Below are 10593 nucleotides of genomic sequence, written 5' to 3' on the forward strand. Positions count from 1 at the left end.
ATAAATCATAACCAAGTTTCACCTGGCCTATGCCACATGTTTGATTCAAAAGGAGTGAAGTACTGTGGAAGGCCATTCTACGGACCTTTGGCAACAAATTTTAACGATTATTCAAACGAAGCTCAGCAAACCGAGCTTTGACACCTGGCTCAAATCGACTAAGGCTACTGTATTCAACGATTCCACTGTTATTATCTGCGCGCCAAATAATTTTGCGCAGGAGTGGCTAGAAAGTAGGTACACGAAGCTAATCGAAGGTACGATCTACGATTATACGGGCAAGCATGTATCCGTTAAATTCGTCATCGAGACTGAAGAGCAAAAGTCACAATCGACGACGTCTATTCAACCTGTTGTCATTCCTCCTAAAGGTCCAGCAATTGTTGCTGGTGAAGAAAACTTTACAAGTATGATGAACGCTAGGTACACCTTTGATACCTTCGTTATCGGATCTGGCAATCGTTTTGCTCACGCGGCTTCCCTTGCAGTAGCTGAAGCGCCGGCCAAAGCGTATAATCCACTCTTTTTATATGGAGGGGTTGGATTAGGTAAGACTCATCTCATGCATGCGATCGGACATTATGTACTCGAACATAACCCAGGTTCTCGGGTTCTATATATATCATCCGAAAAGTTTACCAATGAATTCATCAATGCCGTCCGTGACAACCGCGGGGAAGGCTTTCGCAATAAGTATCGAACAATTGATGTGCTGCTTATCGATGATATTCAATTCCTTGCTGGGAAAGAGGGAACGCAAGAGGAGTTTTTCCATACATTTAATGCACTTCATGAAGAAGGTAAGCAAATTATTATCTCAAGTGACCGTCCGCCCAAAGAGATTCCAACCTTAGAGGATCGATTGCGTTCACGTTTTGAATGGGGACTTATTACGGATATTCAGCCACCAGATTTAGAAACACGTATTGCCATTTTGCGCAAAAAGGCAAAAGCCGAAAATCTCGAGATTCCGAATGAAGCTATGATCTATATCGCTAACCAAATCGATACGAACATTCGAGAGCTGGAGGGCGCATTAATACGTGTAGTTGCCTACTCTTCCCTTATTAATCAAGATATTACCGTTCATCTGACAGCCGAAGCATTGAAAGATATCATCCCGTCCAACCGTCCAAGGGTCATTACGATACAGGATATTCAAGCGCGAGTTGGAGAATTCTATGGGTTAAAGCTCGAGGATTTCAAAGCGCGTAAACGAACAAAGGCCGTGGCTTTCCCAAGGCAAGTAGCGATGTACTTATCACGGGAGCTCACAGACTTCTCATTGCCGAAAATAGGAGATAATTTTGGGGGTCGCGATCATACGACCGTTATACATGCTCATGAGAAAATCGTACAGCAGCTGAAAGTCGATCAAGAATTATATAAGATTGTTCATAACCTAACGGAACGCATCAAAAACCCCTCTTAATAACATCACATTTTTCATAAGCCTATGCACAATCTATTCACATGTGGATAGGCTTGCTCTATCTCAGGTTCATCCACATATCCACATATCCAGAGCCCCTACTGCTATTACTAATAAAGAATGTTATTATATAATGATTATGCTAACGCACCGTAAAAAAAGAACTGCAGGAGTGAAGTCATGAAATTAACTATCCTAAAAGACCATTTAATTGAATCCATTGGTCACGTTTCCAAAGCCATATCCTCTCGAACAACGATACCCATTCTTACAGGGATCAAAATAGATGCAACCTTAAGCGGTGTAACACTAACTGCTAGTGATACCGACATCTCCATTCAAAGCTTTACAGCCAGTGAAAACAGCACAATTAAAATTATCGAACTAATCCAAGCTGGGAGTGTCGTGCTTCCCGCTAAATTTTTCGTTGAAATCATCCGTAAGCTGCCTGCTCAACTGATTGAAATTGAAGTAAAAGCCAACTTCCAAACCATTATTCGTTCAGGTTCTTCCGAAATTCAAATCATGGGCTTAGATCCAGATGAGTATCCGCTGCTTCCTGAAATCGAAGAAAGCAAAATGCTTCGTTTACCAAGTGATTTACTTAAAACGATGATTAAACAAACGTCATATGCGGTATCCACCAATGAATCAACACCTATTCTTACAGGCGTCCTTTGGAACATTACCGGAGATAAGTTGAAATTTATTGCTTGCGATCGTCATCGCTTGGCAAGTAGAGAAGTAACTGTTGATAATGAGCAAGCGCAAAACCTGCCCAATATCGTTATTTCAGGCCGGACCCTGAATGAGTTAAGCAAAATTTTGCCTGATCAAAACACCCTTATAGATATAGTTATTGCGGACAACCAAGTTTTATTCAAAATTCAATCCATTTTATTTTATTCGCGTATTTTGGATGGCACCTATCCGGATACATCCAAACTAATTCCACAATCCTTTCAAACAGAAATGGTTGTTCCAACCAAGGAATTGGCAGAAGCAATCGACCGTGCCTACCTTCTCTCCAAGGAAGACAAAACGAATATTGTAAAAATGATGATGCTCGAAGACAAAACGATCGAAATCTCTTCCAGCTCTTCAGAGCTAGGTAAAGTTACGGAACAAATTGCCCTGCAGCATATTGTTGGTGATTTACTTAAAATTTCGTTTAACTCTAAATATATGTTGGATGCGCTTAAGGTACTCGACTCCGAATTTATCCAAATTGGATTTACGGGAGCTATGCAGCCGATCATTATGAAACCGCAAGATTCCACGAATATCTTGCAGTTAATTCTGCCATATCGAACAACGAATTAAGGAGCGCTCGTATGAAACAAATAGTTATCAACACTGCATACATTACACTTGGGCAGTTTCTGAAATTATCGGACTGTATATCCACAGGTGGACAAGCTAAATTTTTCGTTGTGGAAACCAAAATTGAAGTAAACGGGCAAGCTGAAAATCGCAGAGGTCGGAAACTTGTGCCGCAGGATATAGTCAAGGTGGAGGGTTTTGGACAATTCGAGGTCATAAGCTCCTGATCGGATTAACCAGGAGGATGATCGGCCATGTTTCTGAACAAACTCGTACTCAGTCATTATAGAAATTACGATCAAGTAGAACTAACAACTTCGAATAACGTGAATATTTTCGTAGGTCCTAATGCACAAGGGAAAACCAATTTGCTGGAATCTATTTATGTGATGGCCATGACCAAATCTCATCGTACCCACCAAGATAAAGAATTAATTGGCTGGAATGGTGAGCAAACGCTGCTGCATGCAGAGATTCAGAAATTGTACGGCAACTGTAAGCTGGACCTCTCAATTTCATCCAAGGGGAAAAAAGCGAAGATTAATGGTCTTGAGCAAAAAAAGCTCAGTAATTTTATTGGTGCACTGAACGTTGTCATGTTTGCGCCAGAAGATTTAGAGATCGTCAAAGGAACACCTGGCATCAGGCGTCGTTTTCTGGATATGGAGATAGGTCAAGTACAGCCATCTTATATTCATGACTTATCTCAGTATCAGAAAATCTTGGTGCAGCGGAATAATTATTTAAAGCAAAATTACCCCGGTAAAAGCTCGCCTGACGCCATGCTGGACATCTGGAATGAACAATTAGCACAGTATGGTGTTAAAATTATGAAAAAGCGTCAAAACTTTATAAAGAAGCTTCAAAAGTGGGCGGAGAACATCCACAGAGGGATAACGAACGATAGTGAATCATTAGTTATTCGTTACTCCCCTTCGTTTGACATGGAGCCATTTGAAGATGAATCTGTTTTATTAAACCAATTTATGATAAAGTTATCTTTGGTGAAAGATCAGGAATTCCGAAGAGGCGTTACTTTAGTTGGCCCTCATCGTGACGATCTTCTCTTTTACATAAACGACAAAGAAGTCCAAACGTACGGCTCCCAAGGTCAGCAGCGTACAACCGCGCTATCACTCAAGCTAGCAGAAATTGAGCTCATTCATGAGGAAGTGGGCGAATATCCTCTGCTTTTGCTAGATGATGTCCTGTCAGAGTTGGATGAATATAGACAGACACAGTTAATTCGCACGTTTCAGCAGAAAGTCCAAACATTTATTACGACAACAGGTCTAGAGAGTGTTCATTTGGACCAACTGGATCATGCTTCCGTGTTTCATGTTTTGAAAGGAAATGTAAGCGGCAGGAGCTGAGAAGCATGTTTATTCATTTGGGTGGAGAGAAAATCATTAGAGCGTCTGAATTAATTGCTATATTTGATATTTCGATTGAGAAGTCATCCAAGATTTCAAAGCAGTTCATCCAACAAGCATTAAAAGATAAAAGAACCGAGCAAATTGGTGAGGAAGATTGCAAATCACTAGTCGTAACAAAAAGTAAAGTGTACTATTCCCCCATTTCCTCAACAACGCTCAAGAAAAGAGCCAATCAGTTATTGACGAATTAACTTCTTTTAATATAAAAAAGCAGGTGAAGAGTAGCATGTCTGTGAATCAAAATGCGTACGATGACAGTCAGATTCAGGTTCTGGAAGGTTTAGAAGCCGTTCGCAAAAGACCGGGTATGTATATTGGTTCAACTAGTGCCCGAGGACTGCACCATCTCGTTTGGGAAGCCGTGGACAATAGTATCGATGAAGCTTTGGCCGGATTTTGTACAAAAATTGATGTAATCGTTCATAAAAATAATAGCGTTTCTGTTATTGATAACGGACGCGGGATTCCAGTCGGAGAAAATGCAAAGCTGAAAAGACCAACGCTGGAGGTCGTACTTACGGTCCTGCATGCTGGGGGTAAATTTGGTGGGGATGATTCCGGTTATAAAGTATCAGGTGGCCTGCATGGTGTAGGTATTTCTGTTGTTAATGCGCTGTCGGAGCAGTTAACGGTTCAAGTTAAGCGTGAGGGCCAGATCCATCAGCAAGAATATCGCCGCGGTGTGCCTCAGTATGACGTAAAGGTCATCGGTGAAACAGAAGAAACAGGTACGCTAGTTACCTTCCAACCGGATCCGGAAATTTTTAAAGAAACGACGGAGTACGATTTCGATACACTGCAATCCAGAATTCGAGAGCTCGCTTTCTTGAATAAAGGCATCGAAATTAACTTGATTGATGAGCGCACGGATACGGTAGCAACACATATGTACGAGGGCGGTATTGTGTCCTTTGTGCAGCATTTGAATCGCAACCGTGAAGTAGTCAATGAAGTCCCGATCTATGTAGAAGGTGCTAAGGATAACATTTCGATCGAGATTGCTCTCCAGTATAACGATAGCTATACCGAGAACATTTACTCTTTTGCCAATAACATCAATACGCATGAGGGCGGAACGCATGAATCAGGCTTCAAAAGCGCACTGACGCGGATATTGAATGACTACGCCCGTAAAAATAATTCGATCAAAGAAAGCGACTCGAATCTTTCTGGGGATGACGTGCGTGAGGGTCTTGCTGCGATTATTTCCGTGAAAATTCCAGAGCCACAGTTCGAAGGTCAAACCAAGACAAAGCTTGGTAACAGCGAAGTTCGTGGTATTGTGGAATCGCTTTTCGCAGAAAAACTACAAATGTTCCTTGAAGAGAATCCAGCTGTAGCTCGCAAAATCCTTGAAAAAGGGATTCAAGCTGCTAGAGCAAGAGAAGCTGCACGTAAAGCTAGAGAACTGACTCGTCGTAAGAGTGCGCTTGAAGTCAGCGCCCTGCCAGGTAAACTAGCAGACTGTTCTTCCAAAGACGCTTCGATCAGTGAGATTTACATTGTAGAAGGTGACTCCGCAGGTGGTTCAGCTAAGCAAGGACGTGACCGTCACTTCCAAGCGATCCTGCCTCTGCGCGGTAAAATTTTGAATGTAGAAAAAGCGCGCTTAGATCGTATTTTATCCAACACTGAGATTCGTGCGATGATTACAGCCTTTGGTACAGGAATTAGCGATGATTTCGATATCGCCAAGGCACGTTACCACAAAATCATTATCATGACAGATGCCGATGTGGATGGAGCGCATATTCGTACCTTGCTGCTAACCTTCTTCTACCGATACATGAAAAAATTAATTGAGACTGGTTATGTGTATATTGCACAACCGCCACTCTTTAAGCTTGAGCGTAATAAAACCGTTCGCTATGCGTATAACGAGAAGCAACGTGAAGTCATTATGCAAGAATTTGGTGAAGGCGTGAAAGTCAATGTCCAACGTTATAAAGGACTTGGTGAGATGAATCCGGGGCAACTTTGGGAAACAACGATGGATCCGGAAAGCCGTACACTCCTGCAAGTGACGATCGAAGATGCTATAGAAGCGGACACACTCTTTGATTCATTAATGGGTGATAATGTAGAGCCTAGACGTGATTTCATCGAGGAACATGCGAAATACGTGAAAAATTTAGATATCTAACGTCATCAGAGACGTTGCAAACGATGTAAGCTTTCAGGAGGAACATTCATGAGCGAAGAATTACATTCGCAAGTCAAAGAAATTGACATTTCGACCGAAATGCGTACATCCTTCTTAGACTATGCGATGAGTATCATTGTCAGTCGCGCACTGCCAGATGTTAGAGACGGTCTGAAGCCGGTTCATCGTCGTATCTTGTTTGCGATGTCTGAACTGGGCATGTCTCCAGATAAGCCACATAAGAAATCAGCGAGAATCGTTGGTGAAGTAATCGGTAAGTATCATCCACATGGTGACACCGCTGTTTACGAAACTATGGTTCGGATGGCACAAGATTTCTCCCTGCGTTATATGCTTGTTGATGGGCATGGGAACTTCGGATCGATCGATGGTGATATGGCGGCAGCTATGCGTTATACCGAGGCTCGTTTATCGAAGATAGCTATGGAGCTTCTTCGTGACATTAACAGAGAGACAATCGATTATAAACCAAACTACGATGGCGAAGAAAACGAACCTGTCGTTCTCCCTTCTCGTTTCCCGAACTTACTCGTTAACGGAAGCTCAGGGATTGCCGTAGGTATGGCAACGAATATCCCCCCACATAACCTAAGAGAGGTTATTGAGGGGATTCAGATGATGATCGAGAATCCAGATGTCACGCCAATGGAATTAATGCAAGCGATCAAAGGGCCTGACTTCCCTACAGCCGGATTTATTCTTGGACGCGAAGGCATCAGACAAGCCTACACCACAGGTAGAGGCTCCGTTACGATGAGAGCTAGAACGGTCATTGAAGAGAATAATAATAAGGCTAGAATCATTGTGAATGAACTGCCTTATCAAGTGAATAAAGCAAGATTAGTAGAGAAAATCGCTGAACTTGTGCGTGAGAAGAAGATTGATGGCATCACGGATCTTCGAGATGAGTCTGACCGTAACGGGATGCGAGTTGTGATCGAGCTGCGACGCGACGTGAACCCTAACGTTGTTCTGAACAACCTGTTCAAACAGACGGCAATGCAATCGAATTTTGGTATTATTATGCTCGCTCTCGTCAACGGGGAACCAAAAGTTTTGAATCTTCGTGAGATGCTGCATTATTATCTTAAGCATCAACAAGAAGTTATTCGTCGTAGAACCGAATATGATTTACGCAAAGCGGAAGCTAGAGCGCACATCTTAGAAGGTTTGCGTATCGCACTTGATCATCTGGATCAAGTAATCGCATTAATTCGTTCATCTCGAACAACGGATGAAGCTAGAGAAGGACTCATGACAACGTTTAGTCTGAGCCTGGATCAAGCGCAAGCCATTCTCGATATGCGTCTACAGCGTTTAACTGGCTTGGAACGTGAGAAGATTGAAGCAGAGTATGCGGAACTGATGAAGAGAATTGCTGAACTTAAAGCTATTCTCGCTGATGAGCAGCTTATTCTTGCAATCATTAGTGAAGAACTAAATGAAATTAAAGAAAAGTTCGGTGATGACCGACGTTCTGAAATTACAGTTGGTGAAGAAAGTATCGAAGATGAAGACCTAATCCCACGTGAAGATGTCGTCATTACGATTACACACACAGGCTACATTAAGCGCCTACCGGTTACGACGTATCGGAACCAAAAGCGTGGAGGACGTGGTGTAGTCGGTATGGATACAAAAGATAATGACTTCGTCGAACATTTGTTCGTTACGAATACACATCATTATTTGATGTTCTTTACGAATAAGGGTAAAGTCTATCGTTTGAAAGCTTACGAGATTCCAGATTTGAGTCGTACAGCTCGTGGAACGCCAATTATTAATCTGATTCAAATCGAACAAGGGGAAACCGTTAATGCGGTAATTCCAGTGGAAAGCTTTGAAACAGAGCAGTATCTTTTCTTTGCAACGAAACAAGGGGTTGTGAAGAAAACGCCGATTGATGATTATTCAAACATTCGTAAGGGTGGGTTAATCGCCATCAATTTACGAGAAGATGATGATCTGATTGGGGTTAAGCTAACGGACGGTAACCAGGGCATTATTATGGGAACCAAGCTAGGGATGTCCATTCACTTCCCAGAGAGCGATGTGCGTTCAATGGGCAGATCGGCTACGGGAGTAAAAGGCATTCATTTGGATGATGAGGATGCTGTCATTGATATGGACGTTGTCCATGAAGATAATAGTGTACTAATCGTAACGTCCAAAGGCTTCGGTAAGCGGACGCCTGTCTCCGAGTATCGGATTCAATCACGTGGCGGTAAAGGTATCAAAACTTTGAATGTCACGGAGAAAAATGGTCCGATTGTCGGTCTCAAAGTGGTGCAAGAGGATGAAGATCTGATGATTATTTCTGCATCGGGTACAGTCATTCGTACAAGCATGGACGGCATTTCTGTCATGGGACGTAATACACAAGGTGTTCGTCTGATTAACATACGTGAAGATGATGAAGTAGGAACGTTGGCTCGCGTTCAGAAGAATGAAGAACAGAACGAGTCTGAGGAAGACGGCGACTGGGAAGAGTCAGCAGAAGCAACACAGTCAGAGGAATAAAATGTAGGGATGGGGGCTTACAAACCCATCCCTTTTACTTTACAATATGGAGTATACGAAATAGTAAGGTGAGTGAATGACCGTGCCGACAGTAGCCGTTTCGCAATTAAAATATGGTGAAAGATTAGGCGATAACGTAATAACCAAAATGGGTAATACGCTTTTTCAAAAAGGAAAAGTCATTCAGGAAAGAGAACTTGAAATTCTGAAAGCATTTCTCATTCCTTCTGTTTATATTGAATTGAAGAACGGCAACGAAGTGGAGCAAGTGGCCGAAGATGCCAAGGTGAAAGAAGTAGAGGCAGTTCATCCGTTTTATTTGGAATATCATAATATGGTGAAACTGCTCAAGAGAGTCTTTCTACTAGCTAATGGTGGACAACAGCTCCCAATTTTAGAAATTCGAACAGGTCTCGAATCGCTTATTCGTCACATTGATGCCTATAAGGTGCTCACCTTCACTCCAAAAAATCGAAATCTTCATGAGTATATTTATCATAAAAGTATATTAGTGAGTTTAACCTCCTATTCACTAGCCAGATGGGCTGGTCTTCCGCAGAAGGATTTAGTTCAAATCGCATTGGCAGGTTTGCTGCACGATATTGGCACTAGCAAGGCAGATCGCACTCTTCTGGAAAAGAAGAATGCTTTAACCGCAGCTGAAATGGATGAAATCAAGCAACATACGTTGATTGGCTATCAGATTCTTAAGAATATGTCTGGTATCAACGAAGGCGTAAAACTAACAGCCCTTCAGCACCATGAAAGGGAGGATGGGTCAGGCTATCCGTTAGGCGTGAAGTCCGATAAGATTCATATCTATGCCAAAATCGTAGCCATTGCTGATATCTATAATGCGATGACGAATGAGCGCTACTACAAATCTGCTTTATCACCATACGTTGTATTAGAGCAGTTGTTGACCGAATCCTTCGGTAAAGTAGATCCTACACTCGTCCAAGTCTTTATGAACAAATCCACGCAAATCAGTAACGGAACCCTCGTGAAGCTGAGTGACAATCGTGTTGGTGAGATCGTATTCTCTGATCGCTCGCATCCTACAAGACCATGGGTTAATGTAAATGGTACAATCGTTAACTTAACTGTTGAAAGAAATCTATTTATTCAAGATGTGATTGGTCATATATGAAATAAGATTGAAAACCTTACTCGTGTAGAGTAAGGTTTTTTTATTAAAAATCCCTTTCAAATTAATATGTAAATAAAGCTTGCAATCCTTTAGGGGATTTGTTATATTACTCCTTGTCGCTTCGGCGGTCGAACAAAAGAACGAAAGAAATTAAAAAAAAAGTTCTTGCAATTGAGTAGGCCGATGTGGTATATTAATCAAGTCGCCTTTGAGGGGCGAAGGATTAAAAAGGAAATAATTGATCTTTGAAAACTGAACAACGAGTGAGTAAGCACGAACGAGAAATCGTTCAAAAAAGAGATTGCAAAATCTCGCTAGCAACGAAAATGAGCAATTAAGCTTTCAGATATACGGACGAGCAATTGTCCAAACTATTATGGAGAGTTTGATCCTGGCTCAGGACGAACGCTGGCGGCGTGCCTAATACATGCAAGTCGAGCGGGTTTATCCTTCGGGATAAGCTAGCGGCGGACGGGTGAGTAACACGTAGGTAACCTGCCTTTAAGACTGGGATAACTATCGGAAACGATAGCTAAGACCGGATAACTGGTTTTCTCGCATGAGAGAA

General features: G+C 42.1%; 8 protein-coding genes and 1 rRNA gene. All 9 read left to right on the forward strand.

Annotated features, from left to right (window positions below; genetic code table 11):
- Positions 1-64: 64 nt before the first annotated feature.
- The gene (gene dnaA, locus AC58QG_RS25890) at positions 65-1432 is read left to right on the forward strand and encodes a chromosomal replication initiator protein DnaA (RefSeq protein ID WP_497364970.1); all 1368 of its coding nucleotides are present in this window, start codon (positions 65-67) and stop codon (positions 1430-1432) included.
- A 180-nt stretch (positions 1433-1612) separates the two neighbouring features.
- The gene (gene dnaN, locus AC58QG_RS25895; RefSeq protein ID WP_497364971.1) at positions 1613-2755 is read left to right on the forward strand and encodes a DNA polymerase III subunit beta; all 1143 of its coding nucleotides are present in this window, start codon (positions 1613-1615) and stop codon (positions 2753-2755) included.
- Between the two features lie 11 nt (positions 2756-2766).
- Positions 2767-2982 (forward strand): S4 domain-containing protein YaaA, encoded by a 216-nt coding sequence (gene yaaA, locus AC58QG_RS25900; protein ID WP_056622694.1) that lies wholly within the window; start codon positions 2767-2769, stop codon positions 2980-2982.
- A gap of 27 nt (positions 2983-3009) precedes the next feature.
- Positions 3010-4128 (forward strand): DNA replication/repair protein RecF, encoded by a 1119-nt coding sequence (gene recF / locus AC58QG_RS25905; protein WP_497364972.1) that lies wholly within the window; start codon positions 3010-3012, stop codon positions 4126-4128.
- 5 nt (positions 4129-4133) lie between these two features.
- Positions 4134-4382, forward strand: coding sequence for an extracellular matrix regulator RemB (gene remB / locus AC58QG_RS25910; protein ID WP_173117070.1), 249 nt, complete (start codon positions 4134-4136; stop codon positions 4380-4382).
- A 35-nt stretch (positions 4383-4417) separates the two neighbouring features.
- Entirely contained in the window at positions 4418-6334 is a 1917-nt protein-coding gene (gene gyrB, locus AC58QG_RS25915) for a DNA topoisomerase (ATP-hydrolyzing) subunit B (RefSeq protein WP_497364973.1), read from the forward strand.
- 48 nt (positions 6335-6382) lie between these two features.
- Positions 6383-8875 (forward strand): DNA gyrase subunit A, encoded by a 2493-nt coding sequence (gyrA, locus tag AC58QG_RS25920; RefSeq protein WP_497364974.1) that lies wholly within the window; start codon positions 6383-6385, stop codon positions 8873-8875.
- 82 nt (positions 8876-8957) lie between these two features.
- Positions 8958-10025, forward strand: coding sequence for an HD-GYP domain-containing protein (locus AC58QG_RS25925; protein ID WP_497364991.1), 1068 nt, complete (start codon positions 8958-8960; stop codon positions 10023-10025).
- A gap of 373 nt (positions 10026-10398) precedes the next feature.
- Positions 10399-10593: ribosomal RNA gene (locus tag AC58QG_RS25930) — 16S ribosomal RNA — on the forward strand; the annotation flags it as partial.

The organism is Paenibacillus sp. J22P169, assembly GCF_059691995.1.

Bases quoted from the DNA above. Each gene is read 5' to 3' on its own strand.
- gyrA (WP_497364974.1), top strand. From the start codon at position 6,383: ATGAGCGAAGAATTACATTCGCAAGTCAAAGAAATTGACATTTCGACC.
- dnaN (WP_497364971.1), top strand. From the start codon at position 1,613: ATGAAATTAACTATCCTAAAAGACCATTTAATTGAATCCATTGGTCAC.
- recF (WP_497364972.1), top strand. From the start codon at position 3,010: ATGTTTCTGAACAAACTCGTACTCAGTCATTATAGAAATTACGATCAA.
- remB (WP_173117070.1), top strand. From the start codon at position 4,134: ATGTTTATTCATTTGGGTGGAGAGAAAATCATTAGAGCGTCTGAATTA.
- gyrB (WP_497364973.1), top strand. From the start codon at position 4,418: ATGTCTGTGAATCAAAATGCGTACGATGACAGTCAGATTCAGGTTCTG.
- yaaA (WP_056622694.1), top strand. From the start codon at position 2,767: ATGAAACAAATAGTTATCAACACTGCATACATTACACTTGGGCAGTTT.